Origin of the sequence: Paenibacillus wynnii (genome assembly GCF_000757885.1) — a bacterium.
Classification (GTDB): domain Bacteria; phylum Bacillota; class Bacilli; order Paenibacillales; family Paenibacillaceae; genus Paenibacillus_AQ; species Paenibacillus_AQ wynnii.
This window is the reverse complement of record NZ_JQCR01000003.1, coordinates 1,305,834-1,324,823: the sequence shown is the minus strand read 5'-3', so window position 1 is coordinate 1,324,823 and position 18,990 is coordinate 1,305,834. Positions and strand designations below refer to the sequence as shown.

General features: G+C 44.9%; 21 protein-coding genes. 16 read left to right on the top strand and 5 right to left on the bottom strand.

Going from position 1 to position 18,990, the window contains the following annotated elements:
* Positions 1-85: 85 nt before the first annotated feature.
* Positions 86-304 (bottom strand): Spo0E family sporulation regulatory protein-aspartic acid phosphatase, encoded by a 219-nt coding sequence (locus PWYN_RS30740; protein ID WP_084146859.1) that lies wholly within the window; start codon positions 302-304, stop codon positions 86-88.
* 83 nt (positions 305-387) lie between these two features.
* On the opposite strand from PWYN_RS30740, the gene PWYN_RS21460 reads away from it, so the two are divergent.
* Positions 388-606, top strand: coding sequence for a hypothetical protein (locus PWYN_RS21460; RefSeq protein ID WP_036656075.1), 219 nt, complete (start codon positions 388-390; stop codon positions 604-606).
* Positions 607-707: 101 nt separating this feature from the next.
* Here the strand turns inward: PWYN_RS21460 and PWYN_RS21455 are convergent, their stop codons facing one another.
* The 4 genes from PWYN_RS21455 to lexA form a co-directional block, all read right to left on the bottom strand.
* Positions 708-1,331: a hypothetical protein gene (locus tag PWYN_RS21455; RefSeq protein ID WP_036656073.1), complete on the bottom strand. Its 624-nt coding sequence runs from the start codon at positions 1,329-1,331 to the stop codon at positions 708-710.
* Positions 1,332-1,472: 141 nt separating this feature from the next.
* Positions 1,473-1,712, bottom strand: a complete 240-nt coding sequence (locus PWYN_RS21450; protein ID WP_036656071.1) for a hypothetical protein — start codon at positions 1,710-1,712, stop codon at positions 1,473-1,475.
* Between the two features lie 105 nt (positions 1,713-1,817).
* Positions 1,818-2,156: a L,D-transpeptidase gene (locus PWYN_RS21445; RefSeq protein ID WP_036656069.1), complete on the bottom strand. Its 339-nt coding sequence runs from the start codon at positions 2,154-2,156 to the stop codon at positions 1,818-1,820.
* A 170-nt stretch (positions 2,157-2,326) separates the two neighbouring features.
* Positions 2,327-2,953 (bottom strand): transcriptional repressor LexA, encoded by a 627-nt coding sequence (gene lexA, locus PWYN_RS21440; protein WP_036656067.1) that lies wholly within the window; start codon positions 2,951-2,953, stop codon positions 2,327-2,329.
* A gap of 181 nt (positions 2,954-3,134) precedes the next feature.
* On the opposite strand from lexA, the gene PWYN_RS21435 reads away from it, so the two are divergent.
* The 15 genes from PWYN_RS21435 to PWYN_RS21365 all read left to right on the top strand — a co-directional run bounded on the left by PWYN_RS21435 (position 3,135) and on the right by PWYN_RS21365 (position 18,943).
* Positions 3,135-3,527: a LysM peptidoglycan-binding domain-containing protein gene (locus tag PWYN_RS21435; protein WP_036656065.1), complete on the top strand. Its 393-nt coding sequence runs from the start codon at positions 3,135-3,137 to the stop codon at positions 3,525-3,527.
* A gap of 109 nt (positions 3,528-3,636) precedes the next feature.
* A complete protein-coding gene (locus tag PWYN_RS21430) occupies positions 3,637-3,846 on the top strand; it encodes a DUF896 domain-containing protein (protein ID WP_036656063.1) in 210 nt (69 codons plus the stop codon).
* Positions 3,847-3,895: 49 nt separating this feature from the next.
* On the top strand, positions 3,896-4,417 hold the full coding sequence (locus tag PWYN_RS21425) for a hypothetical protein (RefSeq protein ID WP_036656061.1): 522 nt from the start codon (positions 3,896-3,898) through the stop codon (positions 4,415-4,417).
* Positions 4,418-4,457: 40 nt separating this feature from the next.
* Entirely contained in the window at positions 4,458-5,243 is a 786-nt protein-coding gene (locus PWYN_RS21420; protein WP_036656059.1) for an HAD family hydrolase, read from the top strand.
* A 392-nt stretch (positions 5,244-5,635) separates the two neighbouring features.
* Entirely contained in the window at positions 5,636-9,013 is a 3,378-nt protein-coding gene (gene metH / locus PWYN_RS21415; protein WP_420805822.1) for a methionine synthase, read from the top strand.
* A gap of 168 nt (positions 9,014-9,181) precedes the next feature.
* Entirely contained in the window at positions 9,182-10,108 is a 927-nt protein-coding gene (rnz, locus tag PWYN_RS21410; RefSeq protein WP_036656053.1) for a ribonuclease Z, read from the top strand.
* A gap of 183 nt (positions 10,109-10,291) precedes the next feature.
* Positions 10,292-11,080 (top strand): HAD-IIA family hydrolase, encoded by a 789-nt coding sequence (locus PWYN_RS21405; RefSeq protein WP_036656049.1) that lies wholly within the window; start codon positions 10,292-10,294, stop codon positions 11,078-11,080.
* Positions 11,081-11,125: 45 nt separating this feature from the next.
* Entirely contained in the window at positions 11,126-11,941 is an 816-nt protein-coding gene (locus PWYN_RS21400) for an Fpg/Nei family DNA glycosylase (RefSeq protein WP_036656045.1), read from the top strand.
* Entirely contained in the window at positions 11,931-12,767 is an 837-nt protein-coding gene (locus PWYN_RS21395) for a deoxyribonuclease IV (protein WP_036656043.1), read from the top strand. The genes PWYN_RS21400 and PWYN_RS21395 overlap by 11 nt, the downstream gene beginning before the upstream one ends.
* 19 nt (positions 12,768-12,786) lie before the next feature.
* Entirely contained in the window at positions 12,787-13,131 is a 345-nt protein-coding gene (locus PWYN_RS21390) for a cyclic-phosphate processing receiver domain-containing protein (RefSeq protein WP_036656040.1), read from the top strand.
* Positions 13,128-13,451: a thioredoxin family protein gene (locus PWYN_RS21385; protein ID WP_240479806.1), complete on the top strand. Its 324-nt coding sequence runs from the start codon at positions 13,128-13,130 to the stop codon at positions 13,449-13,451. Before PWYN_RS21390 ends, PWYN_RS21385 begins: the two co-directional genes overlap by 4 nt.
* Positions 13,452-14,234 (top strand): ABC transporter ATP-binding protein, encoded by a 783-nt coding sequence (locus PWYN_RS21380; protein ID WP_036656039.1) that lies wholly within the window; start codon positions 13,452-13,454, stop codon positions 14,232-14,234.
* Positions 14,231-15,298, top strand: coding sequence for an SAM-dependent methyltransferase (locus PWYN_RS21375; RefSeq protein ID WP_052088254.1), 1,068 nt, complete (start codon positions 14,231-14,233; stop codon positions 15,296-15,298). The genes PWYN_RS21380 and PWYN_RS21375 overlap by 4 nt, the downstream gene beginning before the upstream one ends.
* A gap of 254 nt (positions 15,299-15,552) precedes the next feature.
* A complete protein-coding gene (locus PWYN_RS21370; protein WP_036656034.1) occupies positions 15,553-17,058 on the top strand; it encodes a serine/threonine protein kinase in 1,506 nt (501 codons plus the stop codon).
* Between the two features lie 331 nt (positions 17,059-17,389).
* Positions 17,390-18,943 carry an ABC-F family ATP-binding cassette domain-containing protein gene (locus tag PWYN_RS21365; protein WP_036656032.1) on the top strand — a complete coding sequence of 518 codons (1,554 nt, stop codon included), beginning with the start codon at positions 17,390-17,392 and terminating at the stop codon, positions 18,941-18,943.
* Positions 18,944-18,990 lie beyond the last annotated feature (47 nt).

The following is an 18,990-nucleotide window of genomic DNA, read 5'->3' as shown; positions in this document are numbered from 1 at the left end:
GTTTTTTTATTTGTGGCAAAGTTAAGTTATAGTTAGTATTCTGCATAAGGAAGGACCTGTGGCATTAAGCCAACAGGTCCCTTTGTTATTTATCAGTTTTTTGCTGTATGAGATTGTTGTACGTGTTCAGCATATCATCAAGTAGTTGACTTGCTTTTATTACCTCCGGGTCGGATAGGCGTTTATATGCGGATATCCAATACCATCCGGTTTGAAGTGGTTGACCAGATCCGCATCGGGTCTCTAAGTTGGTTGCAAATTTGCTTCTATTATTTGATTGATGCAGAGGGGAAATAACACACATTTATCAAATATTACCGAACCACACAAGCGTTTAAGTGATTTTCTGCATCTCATACACTATCAAAAGTAAAGAGGTGATAGAATATGACTGCTGCGAAACGTGCGAGAATTCAAAGAGCTTTAAATGCTTTACGGGTGCAGAGAGCTGTGTTGTTAGAAAGACTTGAGGAAATTAATGAGAACCTTCGTAGATTCCCTGTTGGAAGCCGGGGAAGACGGGAGTTGCTGGCTGCAAGAGTTTCGATTAGAGAAGCCCTTCGTTTAAATGCAATTGCGATTCGAAATTTAAGAGCCGTGTTATAGTTTTAGGGATAAGATGTAGTGATTTAAGATTTCTAGTATACGAAATAGAAGGTCAGGATTTTCCTGCCTTCTATTTTTTTGAGGCTGTATGGTTCTAATAATCAGTAAATATATCTTTTCAATTTATTTTGAGATTCGGAGTCGTCATTAAATTCAGAAAATGTAACGATCGATTTTAATGTTTGATACAGAAGAAGAGCTTCGGAATAAATTTGGGGATAACGGGAGTCCGATGGTTTGAGGGCGAACTGTTTTGGTAGGAGAGAGATGTGAAGGATCTGTGTAGTTAAGGCTTGGATGTAAATTATAAGTGTTAGCTCAGTTATTTCTTCGGTATGAATTGTCGCTGGTTTAACCTCTGTATGATCTGCAACTCTCCGGTTGATTAGACTTGTTTTAGAAACCTTGGTAATAGTTAAAGCGTTTTCAATAATTTCACAGCCTAGAATTTGATCGAAAGAATAAAGGTTGGCTATGGCTTTTTTCTGCGAACTATAAGGAAAGGTTCCTATGGCTATTTTTCTTAAATTCTCATTATACGCAACGATACAGGATTTATTGGAAGCGATAAGCTGTCTAGGGAATTTCATTCTAAAAGAAGAGACTGCAGCAATTAACTTGTGGTGGTCAGTTATCGGAAACATTAAGATAAGCTTTATCATTGCCGCAATACATAACAAAGAAGCTCCGATGAAAGTAAATAGGTACATTAAAAAGATGAGCATAACAATACCCCCTATAACCTATGATTCAATGGTAACCTTTTGGTTAAAGCTCACTATTAATAAATATGTACTCTTTCTTGAAAGATACGTAATACAAATAGAAAAAACTCCCCCTTTATAGAAGGGGAGTCACAGGTGGCGCTAAATTAAAGCGATGGCTAACAACGTGAACAGGCTCAGCGTTAAGATTTGGTTACTATAAGGATTTCCATATGGATAGGGATAAAAGGCCGAGGTTTTAACGCGTCCACCTTGCTCCGGTTTGAGATAAACATTATTTCTGTCGACATCCATGATAACTCCCACATGTTGCTGACCATCCACAGTTAAAATACGCACCTTTTTGTTCTTACAGTGCAAGCAATTGTAATATGCATCCATAGATACAACCCTCCTCCTTTTCCTTATTAACTTATGGAGAATCGGATTGATGGTAACGGCAGAGTTGCTTAAATTTAAATTAATGTCCTTACGAGTCTAATCACGTCAGTTCCTTATTGTAACTCTTGTTCCTACATTAACCTTGCTTGCTAGTTCGAGCACGTCCGCATTATACATACGAATACAGCCTTGCGATACTCTCTTGCCGATAGATGAGGGGTTATTAGTGCCGTGAATGCCGTAGTGCGGCTTAGATAGCCCCATCCAGAAAGCTCCGAAAGGACCGCCGGGATTGAGCTGTTTGTTGATAATTGTGTATTCACCTTCGGGAGATCGGTTGAGTATCGTTCCAATTCCGACAGGAAATCCTCGGACGACTATATCATCTTCTAAAAGATATAACATGCGTTGAGACAAATCGACGATGATACGAATAGTTGGCATAATCATCAGCACTCCTTTCGATGTAGAATATGTTCCAACAGCCTAGGATGTTCAGAGTTGAAAGTCACAGCAGCGAACAGTGTAATAGGGTTTGTACAACAAAAAGGCTGATTTCGCAACATGATGCGAATCAGCCTTTTTGTTGTGCTCTGAAAAAATAAATAAGGAAATTAATGAATATCTCGGAACAATCCAATAACTCTGCCTAATATCGTTACGCGGTTAAGGCGTAAGGGTTCATAGGCCGGGTTCTCAGGCTGCAGGCGAATATGATCACGTTCTTTATAGAATGTCTTAACCGTTGCTTCATCTTCATCAGTCATAGCAACTACGATATCACCGTTGTCAGCCGTTTGCTGCTGCCGAACAATAACATAGTCTCCATTCATTATTCCTGCTTCAACCATACTGTCACCGAGAACGGACAGCATAAATACTTTGTTATCCCCTACAAAGTGAGAGGGTAGCGGAAAGTAATCCTCAATATTCTCTGTTGCTGTGATCGGTAGACCTGCAGTTACCTTACCTACAACCGGAACACGGGTGATCGTCTGTGCAAATTGATGAACGTTATCAGAATCTTCTTGACCCAGAAGTTCGATCGCGCGTGGCTTCGTGGGGTCACGGCGGATAAGTCCCTTCTTCTCCAGGCGGTCTAGATGACCATGAACAGTGGAACTGGATGCAAGTCCTACAGCTTCACCTATTTCACGAACGGAAGGTGGATAACCCTTGCTGCGGACTTCGCTACGTATAAACTCCAGAATCGCCAATTGACGACTTGAAATCTTGGACATCGGAATCAACCCCATATAGTAATGTTTGGGAAAATTATAACATAGAACTACCGTTCGTACAAACATAAGTTCTAAAACTAAAGAAAAGGGAACAATTGTTCGAAAATAGTATTGATTCAAACACATGTTCGTGTTATATTATTTTTGAAAGTAAGAACAAGTGTTTGGAGGGTGATATTTCATGTTAAAATATAGCACATACCGCAGCATTTATAAAGAGACACCGAGGGTTGATCCTATAGAAAATCGTTTTTCATCCGTTCGTATGATTTCGTCTTTATTTATGACCAAAGCATTCCGGCAGGCAAATTTGATTAAGGTCTTGATGATTCTCATGCTCGTAGTTTCCGGGTTTACAGTAGTAGGTAATGTCTTCGCCAGTTCTATTGCTCAGGTTAAACATCAGGAGAAAATAGTAGTCGTTGAACGTGGTGATACGCTTTGGAGTATTGCATTGAAGAATAAACCGTCTGACATGAGAACAGTCGTATATATAGAAGGAATTAAACAATACAGTGGGTTAGAGAACAGTAGTATTCAGGCAGGAGATATCTTATCTCTTCCTATTTATTAAGATTTAAGGAAGTGTGAATTACATATCGAAGAGCTTGCAGGGGGTAGACCTTGACAAGCTCTTTTTCTCATGGCAAAGTTAGTATGAATTTATAAGGGAGGGAAGAGCAGTGGATATCGATAAACTGGTCGCGCGGATTAACGAATTAGCACGCAAACAGAAGTCCGTTGGCCTGAATGAAGAAGAACTGGCAGAACGAGCGAAGCTTCGTGAAATCTATCTGGGCAACATACGGAATAATTTCCGTACTCAGTTGAACACTATTGAGATTGTAGATAATGATAAGCATGATAAAGGTAACAAGGGACTGTTACATTAATTCCTTTTTCCTTTTCATAGATATTACAGAACGACTAGGGGGAAATCACATGGCCCGTTCTTGGGAAAGAATGGTTCAACGCAACTCGCAAAAAATCAACCAGCAAAGAAAGAAAGCAGGCAAAGATTCAATTCATGCTTCCACTGTATCCACAAAAAGCGGAGATGTGTATAGAGGACGTAATATTGTTCTGCCTGTAGTACTGATAGGACTTGGAATTATGTACTGGATGGTCGGAACCTTAGATGAAGTAAAGGGCAATGGTTCTCTGATGAATTGGCTTGGGATCGTTCTTTATTTTGCTTTGGCAGCACTTCTTTTTTTCCGTCGTCCATACCTGAAGGTGGAACGTGCAAGACTCTCGACCTTCAAGTTTAACCGTGAACGCTTTCTTGGAGCGGCGGATATTGAGAAAATCGTTCTCTCCCGCGGTTCTGTAATCATTAAGCATAAGGGTAAGCGGATGAAATGGATTTTCTCCAAGTTAATCAATCGTTATGATACTGCAGTCATGGGAGAACGTTTGGAGCAGTTTGCCACAGCTAATAACATCACAATAGAACGCGAGTAGAATCACGCATCATGATTATTGAGGAAGAGGGAGAAATCTAATGCCGATTACCGCCGTACTGTTTGATCTGGACGACACGCTGCTCTGGGATGAACGCAGCATTGAGGAAGCATTTGAATTTACTTGTAAAGCAGCGGGAGATTCCGTTAACCCTCAGGAACTGGAGGAAGCGGTGCGCAAGGAAGCAAGAGGTCTATACGAATCCTACGAGACCTTCCCTTTTACTCAGATGATCGGGATTAATCCTTTTGAAGCTCTATGGGGGAATTTTACCGCAGGAGAGCAAAATGAATTTCGTCAAATGGAAAAGCTGGCTCCACTGTACCGCAAGGAGTCATGGCGCCGGGGACTTGCTGCTCTTGGCATCAATGATGAGGATCTGGCTCAGTCACTTTCGGAGACGTTTGCAGCTGAACGAAGAAGCAGACCTTATATTTATGAAGAGACCTTCCAGATTCTTAATCAGCTCCGCGGAAAAGTGAAGCTGCTGCTTCTGACGAATGGCTGTCCGGCTCTTCAACAAGAGAAGCTGGATGGAGTACCAGAATTAATACCCTATTTTGATCATGTCGTGATTTCGGGAAGCTTTGGCAAAGGGAAGCCGGATAAGGATATTTTCTTACATGCTCTTAATTTGCTGGAAATTACTCCGGAGCAGGGGGTAATGGTTGGCGACAAATTAACGACAGATATCCGCGGTGGACTGGCCGCCGGCCTGACCACGGTTTGGATTAACCGTACCGGAAAAGAACCAAATCCCGAGATCCAACCTCATTTTGAAATAGAGCATCTGGCAGATCTTATTCCATTAGTAGAGTCCTTATAAGTTCTATAAGATAGGTGTCCTATCAACCATCAACATGGTTGTTGGGGCATCTTTTTTTAATATATAAGGAAGTATAAGTTTTCAGTATACTTTGGACGGCAAAGCCGTTTCTTCTTGGATTTCGGTCGAAAATGTGATATATGTCACAAAATTGTGAACATCATTCGACAGGTGAGCCGTAATGAAAGAATTTTTGTGTGTATAATAAGACTTATAGATATAAAAAACCTTACTATGAATGAATACTTATAATGCAGAGTGGAAAGGAAGGCTTTTCGAATTCCCTATATTCTGCTAAACTTACTCTAATGTTTTACTGGGGGGATACTAAATTGGCTAAAATCACACTTGCTGAAAGCTTACAAAAACGAATATTAATTCTTGATGGCGCGATGGGCACCATGATCCAACAGGTCCCACTTACGGATGCAGACTTTGGCGGAGAGGAACTCGACGGATGTAATGAAATGTTGGTTCTAACTCGACCAGAGGTTATTCAGACCATACACGAGCAGTATCTCGAAGCAGGTGCTGATCTGATAGAGACCAATACATTCGGTGCAACCTCGGTTGTACTGGCGGAATATGATATACCTGAAAAAGCGCGCGAGATTAATCTGGTAGCCGCTGAGCTTGCCCGTAAAGCGGCAGACAAATATGATACGCCGGAACATCCGCGTTACGTTGTGGGGGCAATGGGCCCGACGACAAAGACTTTATCAGTCACCGGAGGTGTAACGTTCAAGGGGCTTGTTGAGAGTTATGAAGAGCAGGCTATAGCTCTAATAGAAGGCCGTGTGGATGCACTGCTGCTAGAGACTTCACAGGACACACTGAATGTTAAAGCTGGAAGCATCGGGATCCGAAATGCTTTTGAGAAGACAGGAATTACTCTACCGGTAATGATCTCAGGAACGATTGAGCCGATGGGAACAACACTCGCCGGACAGAATATCGAAGCCTTCTATATTTCATTAGAGCATCTGAACCCGGTATCGATTGGTTTGAACTGTGCAACTGGGCCGGAATTTATGCGGGATCACATTCGTTCATTGTCAGCGATTTCCTCGGCGGCTGTAAGCTGCTATCCAAATGCAGGCCTGCCTGATGAGAACGGGAACTACCACGAATCACCGGAATCTTTAGCCCGCAAGATCGGTGCTTTTGCCGAAAAGGGCTGGTTAAATATCGCTGGGGGCTGCTGCGGTACCACACCTGAGCACATTCGTGCGATGGCTGATGAATTGGCACAGTATCCACCGCGTCCATTGGAAGGAAATCACCCGCCGGCGCTTTCCGGAATTGAACCTATTTATATCGAGAGTGAGAATCGTCCATACATGGTTGGAGAGCGGACGAATGTTCTGGGCTCACGGAAATTTAAGCGTCTAATTGTTGAAGGTAAATATGAGGAAGCCTCAGAAATTGCCCGTGCACAGGTCAAGAGCGGTGCTCAGGTCATTGATGTCTGCGTACAGGACCCTGACCGGGATGAGAGCGAGGATATCAAGATTTTTCTGGAGTTGGTTGGCAAGAAGGTTAAAGTTCCCTTGATGATTGATACCACCGACCCTAAGGTTATAGATTTGGCACTTCAATATTGCCAAGGTAAGGCAATTATTAACTCCATTAATCTTGAAGATGGTGAAGAAAAATTCGAGCAGGTAACGCCGCTGATTCATAAGTATGGTGCTGCGATAGTGGTAGGTACAATTGATGAGACCGGACAGGCTATCCTGGCTTCTGATAAGCTTGAGGTTGCCAAACGTTCCTATGATCTGCTCGTGAACAAGTACGGCCTGAACCCAGAGGATATTATTTTTGATACATTAGTATTCCCAGTGGGTACAGGAGATGAGCAATATATCGGCTCTGCTAAGGAAACCATTGACGGAATCCGTTTGATAAAAGAAGCACTCCCTGCGGTTCATACGATCCTGGGAATCAGTAATGTCTCTTTTGGACTTCCTGAAGCAGGACGTGAAGTACTGAACTCCGTCTTTTTATATGAGTGTACAAAGGCTGGGCTTGATTATGCTATCGTTAACACGGAGAAGGTGGAGCGTTATGCATCTATTCCCGAAGATGAGCGGAATCTTGCCATGGAACTAATCTACAACACAAATGATGCGACGCTTTCCGCATTTGTTGCCGCTTTCCGAGAAAAGAAAGTAGAGAAGAAAGAGAAAATCTCCAATCTTTCGCTCGAAGAACGGTTGGCTTCTTATGTGGTGGAAGGAACGAAGGAAGGCTTAATACCCGATTTGAACGAAGCATTAACCAAAAGCGGCCCTCTTGAAATTATCAATGGACCTCTTATGGCAGGAATGTCAGAAGTCGGCCGGTTATTTAATAATAATGAATTGATTGTTGCGGAGGTTCTCCAAAGTGCTGAAGTGATGAAAGCCTCGGTAAATCATCTGGAGCAGTTCATGAAGAAGGACGAGACCTCAGTTAAGGGTAAAATCATGCTCGCTACCGTTAAAGGGGATGTGCATGACATCGGCAAAAATTTGGTTGAGATCATCCTGTCCAATAATGGTTACCAAATTATAAATTTGGGTATAAAAGTACCACCAGAGAACATTATTGAAGCGTTCCGGCGTGAAAAAGCGGATGCGATTGGACTGTCCGGGCTGCTCGTGAAATCTGCCCAGCAGATGGTACTGACCGCGCAAGATCTGCGTACGGCAGGAATAGATGTTCCGATTCTAGTCGGAGGAGCAGCATTGACGCGCAAGTTTACCAAAACTCGTATTCGTCCTGAATATGACGGGATGGTGCTCTATGCCAAGGATGCTATGGATGGTTTGGATATCGCCAACCGGTTGATGAACCCGAATGAACGGGCTAAAATGCAGGAAGAAATCCGCGAGGAAGCGGAAGCGGCAGTAGCGGTTGCCCCTTCACCGGAGCTGCCTAAGCTGACAAGAGCTGTCCGATCTCATATTTCACCGGATGCTCCCGTCTTTCTTCCTCCGGATTTGGACCGTCACGTGCTGCGCAACTATCCATTGGGTCATGTAATTCCTTATGTGAATATGCAGATGCTGTTAGGCCATCACTTAGGTCTGAAGGGTTCAGTAGAGGCTCAGCTTGCTGCACGGGATCCACGTACAGTAGAATTAAAAGAAACCGTGGACGATATCCTGCAGCAGGCGATAATGGACGGTACGATTACACCGCACGCCATTTATCAATTTTTCCCTGCTCAATCCCGCGGGAATGATATTCTCGTATATGATCCGCAGGATGTGAACAAGGTGCTTCACACCTTCACCTTCCCACGTCAGGCGGTTGAACCTTATCTGTGCCTAGCTGATTTTCTGAAGCCTGTAGACAGCGGCATAATGGATTATGTAGGTTTCTTGGTGGTAACTGCAGGACATGGAGTTAGAGAACTCTCCACAGAGCTTAAAGATAAAGGGGATTATTTACGCTCACATGCACTTCAGGCGGTTGCTCTTGAGATAGCAGAAGGTCTGGCTGAGCGTGTCCATCATATGATGCGTGATATTTGGGGCTTTCCCGATAGCGCGGATATGACGATGAAGCAAAGACACGGTGCCCGTTACCAGGGGATCCGAGTATCCTTTGGTTATCCTGCCTGTCCCGATTTGGAGGATCAAGGACCACTTTTCAAGCTATTGCTGCCGGAGGACATCGGTGTTCACTTAACAGAAGGTTTCATGATGGAGCCTGAAGCCTCTGTATCCGCAATGGTCTTTGCTCATCCTGAGGCACAGTATTTCAATGTTGAGAAGGTATAGTTGTAAGCCAATTATATAATCCCGGACTGAATGAAAAATTTTCATTTCAGCGGAACCTCCCGGTTACGGGAGGTTTTTTGCTGGGAATACTAGAACGATAAAACTTACAAAGTACGGCGCAGCTGTTTTGATTTTTGAATACAGTATAGAAAAGATAGGAGGGCAGCTATGGAATTATATTTCTTAGGGACAAATGCCGGTATCCCCACATTGCAACGAAATGTAACTTCTATTGTCTTGCGTTTGCTTGAGGAACGCCGCAGCTACTGGATGTTTGATTGCGGGGAAGGTACTCAACAGCAGGTGCTTAAGTCTCCGCTTCGGCTTGGTAAATTGGAGAAGTTATTTATTACCCATATGCATGGTGATCATCTGTTCGGCCTGCCAGGGCTTATTTCCAGTCGGGGTTATCAGGGAGGAACAAGTCCCCTTACGGTCTACGGACCTCCAGGTATCAAGGCTTATCTGGAAACCTCCCTTTCACTGAGCCAATCCCGTATCCCTTACAAGCTTGAAATCATAGAGCATACCGGTGGACTTATCTTTGAGGATGAAGGCTTTAAGGTGGAGGCCGGATTATTGGAGCACCGTATTGACAGCTACGGATACCGCATTGTTGAAAAAGACAGTCCAGGCAGTCTTAACACGGAGCTGCTTAAGGCCAAAGGGCTGAAGCCGGGACCGTTATACGGAAAACTCAAAAAGGGTTTCGATGTGATGACGGAGGAAGGCGAGACTATACACGCTACCGATGTACTAAGCAAGCCTAAGCGAGGACGGGTGATCACTATTTTGGGCGATACAAGACCTTGTCCAGGTGCACTCCACCTTTCCTTGGATGCCGATTTATTGCTGCATGAAGCTACCTTTTCTCAAGATCTAACGGATATGGCTTATCAGTATTATCATAGTACAGCACTTCAAGCTGCTGAGTGTGCCAAGGAAGCAGGAGCACGCAGGCTTTTACTGACACATTTCAGCTCCCGCTACAGCTCTTTTGATGAGCTCGTTCCACTGCTGGAGGAAGCGCGGTCGGTATTCCCGGAGACACAGTTAGCGGAGGAATTTACAGCCTTTCCGATCTATCGGAGGTAAGCGGGAAATGAATTATTTTCCGGGAAAGCGCAGGAAGTGACAGAGTTGTGGCAAATATCGCGGAAACCGCATCATCTTCGATTCTGTTCGACTTTCTTATAGGCTATAGACGGATATCTTGAGTTTTATCGTATTAACTATTAATGGCATGAATTAATTAAAAACGCCAAAAGAGGAGCCTTCATGGACAATATAGAAGGAATTTTGATAGATCTGGATGGAACGCTGTATCATGGCCGACACAGAATTCCGGGTGCGGACGATCTAATAAAAGGCCTTCGGGATGCGGGGATTCCTTTTTTATTCGTCACGAATAATTCTTCACGGACACCGGAGAGTGTAGCGGAGCATCTGCGAGGAATGGGCATAGAAGCTAGGGCTGAAGAGGTATGTACCTCCTCTCTTGCAGCAGCGAAATATATGTCCGAGGAAACACCGGGAGCAACGGTAGCGATATTCGGGGAAGAAGGTTTACATCAGGCATGTATGGATGTGGGGCTTACACTTGTAACCGAAGCTCCGCAATATGTTGTCCAAGGGATAGATCGCTCTTTTACATATAACTCTTTGGCTCAAGCCTCTAGGTGGATTATGGAGGGTGCCGTCTCCGTGCTCACTAATCCTGACCTCATGTTACCGTCGGATGACGGCGTGATGCCCGGCGCGGGTACGATTGGTGCAGCTATTGAAGCAGCAAGCGGAGTAGCTCCGATTGTCATCGGCAAGCCGGAGAGACACCTGATGACTTACGCAACCGCATTGCTTAACATTAATCCCGAGAATGCAATTGTAGTAGGTGACAACATGAGGACGGATATCGCTGCTGGTGCAGGGGCGGGTTGTCGTACGGTTCTTGTGCTGACAGGTTTAACTACAGAAAATAATTTGGAGCACTATAAGACCGTTACCGGACTAACTCCGGATTATATTTGTGCTGATTTAACTGAACTAATGGCGCTGCTCGGGTTATAATAGCAGAATCGCTATATTTCACCAACGTAGAAGGGAAGATGAGACATGCCGGAATTACCGGAAATGGAGAATTACAGGAGGCTGCTGAGCCAGCATATTATAAATGTGCCAATTACGGGAGTAACCGTGAACCGAGAGAAAACCATCAATGTAGAAACGAACGTCTTTGCCGAGGCGTTGCTCGGAGCACGGGTGGTCTTTGTTGAACGGAGAGCCAAATATATTTTGTTCCATCTGTACGATGGCCGACGTCTCTTGCTGCATCTGATGCTGGGCGGAATGCTGTTCTATGGAACGGAGGAGGAAAGACCGGAACGCAGCACGCAGGTGGAGCTGGCCTTCGGGGATCATATTTTGTATTTCATTGGGCTGCGTCTTGGATATTTGCATCTGGTATCCGTCAAGGAAGGCGAAGCACTAATGGGTAAGCTGGGACCTGAACTGCTGGATCGCCGGATGACTTTGGAACGCTTTGAGGAATTGCTGAAAAAAAGACGCGGGGCGCTTAAGACAACACTCGTGAATCAACATGTGTTTGCAGGTATCGGTAATTGTTATGCGGATGAAATTGCCTATGAGGCCAAACTGTTGCCGACGGTACTAATTCAGACATTGACGAAGGACTCTATCGCCCGTCTGTATGAGGCAGTTCGTAAGGTTCTAACAGAAGCTACCGATACTGGCGGATATATGGAAATCCCCTTTATGACGGGTGATACGGTGACTGGTGCGTACAATGATCAATGCAAAGTGTATGACAGGGAAGGCGAACCTTGCCTTCGTGGTGGGGGAACCATTGTTAAAGTAGAGCTGTCTGGGCGTAAAGTGTTCTATTGCCCTGACTGCCAACATGAACAGTAAACCTGCAATCGGAAGTCATGTCAGCATCCGCGGTGGTTTCGGGAAAGCAGCCCGATTTGCCTGGGAGAGCGGTGCGACAGGCTTTCAATATTTCCCTAAGAATCCCCGAAGCTTAAAAATCAAACCTGTGAATAGGCGGGATGCAGAGGATTGTGCAGTTTTTTGCCGGGAGAAGGGGTTGAAGTCTATTGCTCACACCCCTTATCCAACCAATATGGGGGCGAATAGTAATGGCCGATCTATCACCGTATTATCACTAAGGAATGATCTTGAGATTGCGGAAGCGTGCGGTTCACTTGGAATTGTGGTTCATTTTGGACATTTTCAGGGTACTGAGCCGTTACAAGGGTATCAAAATATTATACAATGTATGAATGAAACGTTAGATTCCTGGGAAGGCCGAGCGAAGCTGCTCATCGAGAATCAAGCTGGCACTAGCGGATCGACAGGAACAACTCTGGAAGAACTGGTAAAGGTGCGTGAGCTTAGCCGTTATCCTGAAAAAATCGGATTTTGTTTCGATACTTGTCATGCATTTGCCGCAGGGATTTGGAATCCATCAGACACCGGGGAGTTAATTAAACGGGGGCAGGCGCTGGGCTACTGGGATGATCTTGAGGCTGTTCATTTGAATGATTCATTGCATCCGTTTGCCTCTGGGCGGGATCGCCATGCAGTAATTGGTAAGGGCTATATTGGTAATGAGGGATTGAGAAGTCTGTTGACCGCAGAACAGCTTTGTCCTGAAATAATGGTTATGGAGACCGAAACAGGAGCGGATGGAACTTATCGGAACGAAATGGATACCGTGAATTCCTGGTATTGATTGATCGGAGGTTAGGATCATGATTAATGTCTATATGGATGACTTTAGAAAGGTACCGCAAGGGTTCATGCTGGCTCGCACTACGGAGGAGTGTCTGTTGCTACTGCGTAATTATGAGGTTGGAGTTCTGTCACTCGACCATGATATGGGACCTGTTGACGATACTGGAAGCGAAGTAGCAAGGCTTATCGTACTGGAAGGACTATTCCCGCAAGAAGTTTATTTTCATACCTCGAGCCTATGGGGCAGGAAAGAGATGTACGAGATGCTCTACGCCGCCAAACCCGAAGGGATGCTTATTCACAACGGACCTATGCCACAAGACAAGCTGCTGGCTATAGCTTCTGGTGACTCCAACGAATGAAGGATATGAAGGAAGTACAGCTTCTGGAGATTTTGGAACAGGAAGGCAGACCGTTGGCAGTGTTTTTCTATACACCTCTTTGTGGAACCTGCAATGCAGCTCGGCGAATGTTGGAGGTTGCGGAACATATGCTGCCGCCCGACCTTATCGTGGCTTCCGCTAATGTTAATATGATGCCCGGTTTAGTAGCCCAATATCGTATTTCCAGTGTGCCTGCGTTAATGGTAGCTTCTGCGGACCGAAACACAGACCCGGATATTTATTATGCGATGGTTTCTGTAGAAAGAGTGCTGGAGTACATAAGGAGTGTGACCTCATAAATGATTTCATTACAGCATCTTACCCTTCGCAGGGAAGAAAGTCTAATTCTCGATGACGTTTCACTTGAGATCGGACCCGGTGAGAATTGGGTGATTCTCGGTCGTAATGGCTCCGGTAAAACTACCTTACTGGAGATGATGACAGGGTATCTTTTTCCCAGCAAGGGATCAATAGAGGTACTTGGCTATAAATACGGACAATGTGATGTGCGTGAGGTCCGTAAGGAAATCGGTTATATCAGCCCGAACTTGATGGAGAAGCTGTCACTTTCAGACCCGGTATGGGAAGTTGTAGCGACAGGGGCGTACGCTTATTTACGGTTCTATCAGACCATCCCGAGTACCGTGAAAGAGCGAGCAATTGAACTGTTGGAGGAAATGAATCTAGGATCACTGGCCTTTCAACCGCTGGGAACTTTATCGCAGGGTGAACGCAAAAAAGCGATGTTGGCTCGTTGCTTAATGGCTGATCCCAAGCTTCTCATCTTGGACGAGCCTTGTGCAGGTCTTGACTTGTATGAACGGGAAAAAATGCTGGCAGAAGTGGATAGGCTGCGTCAGCGAAACATTGCGGTTGTCTATGTCACCCATCATGTCGAGGAAATTGTTCCACTGTTCACACATGTTGCTCTTATTCGCGGAGGTAAGCTGGCGGGCTCCGGCCGCAAGGAAGATGTATTAACTAAGGAAATGCTTATGGCTACCTACGATATTCCTATTGATGTTGAATGGGACGGAGGTCGGCCTTGGATTAAAATAAGATCTGGAGGCTCAACCATTTGAACGATTTCATTGAAGACCCTGAGGGGCAAACTCCCCAAGCGGAAGAACCGGTTAGTTCACGTTATATATGTACGGCTAATCACGGTTTTGCACCCTTTGCTCAAGAGGAACTTCGCCGTCTGTTCGGCGCAGTAAAAAGCACGCTGTTGGTGCCGGGTGAGATATTCTTAGCTACGCTGCAAGTCGAACCGGAAGAGGTCACACAACTTCTTTTGAATAATCTGCCTATCTTTCTGCGCCACATTCAACCTGTTCAGTTCCAGGATGAAGCTGGATTACCTGCACTAGGACGGTTGGCAACCTATTTAAATAGTCTGAGTCATCTTCAAGGACAAACTATTGCACTGCATGTCCGTAAGGGTGGGAATTCATTCTGGCAAGAAAGCCCCGGAGAACTAAGGGAGTGGCTGCAGGAGGAAGTAAAAGGTCTTGGGGCCGAATTCTCTGTGCATGAACCCGCTTGGGTAATTTCAGTTTACGCCGATGATGATGCACTGTATGCAGGTGTATGCCGTCCGGAAGAGAACCTGTCCAGTTGGAACGGAGGGGCTATCCGCTTCCGCAAGGAGGAAAGTCAAATTTCCAGAGCCAAGTTCAAGCTTATCGAAGCGGAAAAAGAGTTTGGTATTCCCTTCAACAGCTTCCGACGGGGACTGGATATTGGGGCTGCACCGGGTGGGTGGACTTCATTTTTGCTGGAGCATGGGGTACAGGTGACAGCAGTGGATCCGGCCCACATGCATGAGTCGCTTAAGAATTATCCAGGACTTAAGATCTTGCGGAAGAACGCCAATGAGCTCAAATTCCGCGAAAATGAGTTTGATGTCATTGTCTGTGATATGAGCTGGAGCCCTAAGCTGATGGCGAAAATGGTTACAGGTTTACTACACAGTCTTGTTCCGGGAGGAACAGCTGTGGTAACTGTGAAGCTGATGCACAAGAAACCGCTAGCCATGATCAAGGAGATTATTGAGATCTTCGAAGCGGAGCGGATGCAGATCCAACGAGCCAAGCAATTGTTCCATAATCGAGATGAAATCACGCTGTATATGATAAAATACTAAATAAACAGCAACACTATAATGTAAAAAACAGGGAAAGCATCCCGTTTACAATGACCGGTAAAAACCGGAGCATTGAACGGATGCTTTCTTTTTTTTATGTTATAAGTTGAACAAAAGAAAATAACAAAAAGCGAAAAGGAACGATAGGGAAATTTGGATACAACAGCGGCCGGAAGTCCAAATCTTCACGGTAGTGACGTCTGAGCCTTAAGTCAATATCTTAAGTTCAACTTAAATAGAAGGAGGAGAATGGAATGCGTTATCAATCTAAACTTTCAGCCGGAAAAATATGGGATGGACGTTATGCCATTACACAGATTATCGGCTCCGGGGGTATGAGTCATGTTCATTTGGCTGAAGATTTACGCCTGCCGGGAAAGAAATGGGCGATTAAAGAATGTGTTACCACGGGACTGACCTACGGCAGTTTGCAGGCTGAGGCTGAGCTGTTAATTTCATTGAACCACCGCAGATTGCCGCGGATTGTTGATTTTTACCCTCCGGACAATGAAGGCTATTCTTACCTGGTGATGGATTACATCGAAGGTATAACTCTGGGAAGTTACATGAGTTCAAAAGCAGGAGTGATGTCGGGTACAATGATTTTAGGGTTTGCCAGGCAGCTGCTAGAAGTTTTGCAATATTTACACGGTCATAATCCGCCTATTGTATATCGTGATCTGAAGCCATCCAATATTATGATTACTGCACAAAACGAATTAATGCTGATTGACTTCGGCATTGCCCGCAGCTATAGAAACGGTGGAACAGAGGATACAGAGAAGCTGGGTACTGTTGGTTTTGCCGCCCCGGAGCAATACGGAGGAGGGCAGAGTGGACCGTTGTCTGATTTGTATGGACTGGGTGCTCTATTACTCTATATGGCAACAGGGGGTAGATATAGTCAATGGCAGAGTGGAATGGATCGTCATTTGAACGGCAGTGTTCCGACAAAACTAATCCCTGTGATTCAGCGTTTGCTTCGTCACCATCCAGAAGATCGCTATCGAGATGCCCAGTCGGTATGGAGTGCATTAGCAGGTATTGGTGATGAGGATGATAATTCAGTAGCCGAACTTCAGCCGACATCGGTCCGGAATAAACCTTGCATTGTGGCCGTATTGGGAATAGCGAAGGGGTTGGGAACCACGCACACCTCCCTTGCAATAAGCGGATATTTGTCGCGACTTGGAGCAACTGCATGGGTAGACTTAAGCGCGGAAGATTCACCTGTATTCCACCGAATACGGAGTATGGTAGATGTGAATGAGGAATATGCTCCGGGCCGGGAGCCCGGACCTATTTTTGAATGGAATGGAGTGCATTATGGAAAGAGACCTGATCGCGGTGGGCTTGATAGGTATCTAGAAGGGGATTACCGTTATGTAGTCATGGATTTGGGAGTCGGAAGTTTCGAGGGGGCATTGGAAGAGTTTGCTCGGAGTGATATTCCCATACTGATTGCTTCGGGAGCAGATTGGCGATTAGAGGAATTAGTACTCTGGTTGCGCCGCAGCGGATTGCAGAATCATGCGAAATGGAAAGTTGGGCTGCCAATGGCAAGTAGAACTGCTGTGAAATTAGTTCAAAGTGTTTTTAAAGAGGGTAAAGTATATGGATTGCCGTTGCAGTCCAATCCCTTTAAGGTTTCAGGGGAATTTGAGGCTCTATTTGAGGATTGGGTTCATGGAATTCCCGAGAACATCAGCAACTCAAAAAGTAAGAAATTTTTTCAAAAGAAAAAATATTATATAGATTAACTTGATAAACTGACAAAAGGATTATAGTAACGGAGGGGAATTTTGGAACTGGAAGAGCGGTAGCGTCCGCCTTTGTCTCCGGATTTCATCCGCTAATAGCGGTAAAAATCCAGAAATCCGGAGACAACAGCGGCTGGATGTCCAACATTCACCGTAGTTACGACCCAAAACCAATGTAGCAAAATCTTAAGTTCATCTTATATAGAATCTTTAATTTAATTTTATTAATAATATATTTCTGTGGAGGCTCTACTTGTGTTAAAATAAATTGTTGTAGGTTATTTTCAGATTTTAATGTTTTTATATATAGATAGGAGCTTGCGGAGAATTTATGAGTTTACTTACTGTAGAAGACGTTTCCCACAATTTTGGGGATCGGTTGTTGTTTAAGAACGTATCTTTCCGGCTGCTTGCCGGTGAGCATGTTGGATTCGTAGGCGCAAACGGAGTCGGCAAATCGACTCTAATGAATATTTTGACCGGAAAATTGCTTAAGGATAGCGGTAAAGTGGAGTGGACGCCAAGAGTTCGTTACGGCTATTTGGATCAGCACACGAAGCTTGTTCCTGGCATGACTGTACGGGATGTCCTGAAGGATGCCTTTCTTCCACTGCTAGAGCTGGAGAAGGAAATGATGGAAATTACCGATAAAATGGGTGATGCAACACCTGAGGAACTTGATATCCTGCTGGAGCAAATGGGTGAAATCCAAGAACAGCTTGATATCGGCGATTTCTATCTGATTGATGTAAAAGTAGAGGAAATGAGCAACGGTCTAGGTTTGTCTGCGATCGGTCTGGATCGAGATGTGGCCAGTCTGAGCGGAGGTCAGCGGACCAAGATTCTGCTTGCGAAGCTGCTGCTTGAGAAACCTAATGTTCTGCTGCTGGATGAGCCTACCAACTACTTGGATGTAGAGCATATCGACTGGCTCACCAATTACTTGAAGCAGTATCCGTATGCGTTCATGCTGATTTCACATGATACGGAGTTCATGAACAATGTTGTCGATATTGTGTATCACTTGGAATTCTCGAAGCTTACCCGTTACACAGCGAACTACGAGAAATTCCTTGATATGGCTGATATGAATAAGAATCAGCATATTGATGCCTATGAGAAGCAGCAGGAATTCATTAAAAAGCAAGAAGACTTCATACAGCGTAATAAAGCACGTTACTCTACTTCAAGCCGCGCAAAAAGCCGGGAGAAGCAGCTTGACCGCATGGAGCGTATCGACCGTCCTGAGGAAGCTGCTAAACCGACTTTCCAATTCAAAGAGAGTCGTGCAAGCGGCAAGACGGTATTCGAAGGAATCGATTTTGAAATCGGTTATGATCGTCCGCTCCTGCCCAAGTTGAACATGACGATTGAACGTGGGGATAAGATCGCCATTGTAGGTTGCAACGGTGTAGGTAAATCGACATTATTGAAAACCATCCTCGGTGTTATACCTCCATACAGCGGTAAGACTTATAAGGGTGATTTCTTGAATAGTGCCTATTTCCAACAGGAAATGAAGGGTGCCAAAATCACTCCTATCGACGATGTCTGGAATGAGTTCTCCAGCCTTACACAAAATGAAGTACGGGGTCATCTGGCTCGTTGCGGCCTGAAGAATGACCATATCACTCGTCCGCTGAGCATGTTGAGCGGCGGAGAACAAGCCAAGGTACGCTTGTGTAAACTGATGATGCGTGAAAGTAACTGGATTCTGTTCGATGAGCCTACGAACCATCTCGATGTTGTTGCTAAGGCTGAGCTTAAACGTGCGCTTCAAGAATATAAAGGTACCATTATCCTCGTATCTCATGAACCGGTCTTTTATGAAGATTGGGTCACGAAAACTTGGGATGTAGAGCAATGGTCAGGTCAAACCGTATAGATGAATAACAGGACCGGGGATGAGCAGCTATGCTGCTTGCTCCCGGC

Bases quoted from the DNA above. Each gene is read 5' to 3' on its own strand.
- PWYN_RS30740 (WP_084146859.1), bottom strand. From the start codon at position 304: ATGTGTGTTATTTCCCCTCTGCATCAATCAAATAATAGAAGCAAATTT.
- PWYN_RS21460 (WP_036656075.1), top strand. From the start codon at position 388: ATGACTGCTGCGAAACGTGCGAGAATTCAAAGAGCTTTAAATGCTTTA.
- PWYN_RS21455 (WP_036656073.1), bottom strand. From the start codon at position 1,331: ATGCTCATCTTTTTAATGTACCTATTTACTTTCATCGGAGCTTCTTTG.
- PWYN_RS21450 (WP_036656071.1), bottom strand. From the start codon at position 1,712: ATGGATGCATATTACAATTGCTTGCACTGTAAGAACAAAAAGGTGCGT.
- PWYN_RS21445 (WP_036656069.1), bottom strand. From the start codon at position 2,156: ATGCCAACTATTCGTATCATCGTCGATTTGTCTCAACGCATGTTATAT.
- lexA (WP_036656067.1), bottom strand. From the start codon at position 2,953: ATGTCCAAGATTTCAAGTCGTCAATTGGCGATTCTGGAGTTTATACGT.
- PWYN_RS21435 (WP_036656065.1), top strand. From the start codon at position 3,135: ATGTTAAAATATAGCACATACCGCAGCATTTATAAAGAGACACCGAGG.
- PWYN_RS21425 (WP_036656061.1), top strand. From the start codon at position 3,896: ATGGCCCGTTCTTGGGAAAGAATGGTTCAACGCAACTCGCAAAAAATC.
- PWYN_RS21420 (WP_036656059.1), top strand. From the start codon at position 4,458: ATGCCGATTACCGCCGTACTGTTTGATCTGGACGACACGCTGCTCTGG.
- metH (WP_420805822.1), top strand. From the start codon at position 5,636: ATGGGCACCATGATCCAACAGGTCCCACTTACGGATGCAGACTTTGGC.
- rnz (WP_036656053.1), top strand. From the start codon at position 9,182: ATGGAATTATATTTCTTAGGGACAAATGCCGGTATCCCCACATTGCAA.
- PWYN_RS21405 (WP_036656049.1), top strand. From the start codon at position 10,292: ATGGACAATATAGAAGGAATTTTGATAGATCTGGATGGAACGCTGTAT.
- PWYN_RS21400 (WP_036656045.1), top strand. From the start codon at position 11,126: ATGCCGGAATTACCGGAAATGGAGAATTACAGGAGGCTGCTGAGCCAG.
- PWYN_RS21395 (WP_036656043.1), top strand. From the start codon at position 11,931: ATGAACAGTAAACCTGCAATCGGAAGTCATGTCAGCATCCGCGGTGGT.
- PWYN_RS21390 (WP_036656040.1), top strand. From the start codon at position 12,787: ATGATTAATGTCTATATGGATGACTTTAGAAAGGTACCGCAAGGGTTC.
- PWYN_RS21385 (WP_240479806.1), top strand. From the start codon at position 13,128: ATGAAGGATATGAAGGAAGTACAGCTTCTGGAGATTTTGGAACAGGAA.
- PWYN_RS21380 (WP_036656039.1), top strand. From the start codon at position 13,452: ATGATTTCATTACAGCATCTTACCCTTCGCAGGGAAGAAAGTCTAATT.
- PWYN_RS21370 (WP_036656034.1), top strand. From the start codon at position 15,553: ATGCGTTATCAATCTAAACTTTCAGCCGGAAAAATATGGGATGGACGT.
- PWYN_RS21365 (WP_036656032.1), top strand. From the start codon at position 17,390: ATGAGTTTACTTACTGTAGAAGACGTTTCCCACAATTTTGGGGATCGG.